The sequence below is a fragment of the Pseudoalteromonas sp. MER144-MNA-CIBAN-0113 genome (assembly GCF_040308965.1).
In the GTDB taxonomy this organism is placed as follows: Bacteria; Pseudomonadota; Gammaproteobacteria; order Enterobacterales; family Alteromonadaceae; genus Pseudoalteromonas; species Pseudoalteromonas tetraodonis.
In genome coordinates, this window is record NZ_JBEOOG010000501.1 from 1 (window position 1) to 249 (window position 249).

1 pseudogene is annotated in these 249 nt (G+C 43.8%); it reads left to right on the forward strand.

Annotated elements, in window-relative coordinates:
* A pseudogene (lnt, locus tag AAEY57_RS20685) lies at positions 1-182 on the forward strand (apolipoprotein N-acyltransferase); the annotation flags it as partial.
* Positions 183-249: the final 67 nt, after the last annotated feature.

Below are 249 nucleotides of genomic sequence, written 5' to 3' on the forward strand. Positions count from 1 at the left end.
GTATTGTAGAGCGTGCCCCGCAGTTTGAACGGACGGTACTACGCGGTGATATTCAGGCACGGGTGGGTAATACACCATTCATGCGTTTTGGTAATTACCCGATTTTGTTCATTATAGCGCTCCTATTGTTATTGAGCTATCTTGGCAAGCGCGCGACCCCTCGAAGCCGTTTGGTCAGCTAATGAATCAGACTAATAGCGGCTAATTTGAATAATTTATTCGATAATAAACCCTTTAAATAGTTAAGGG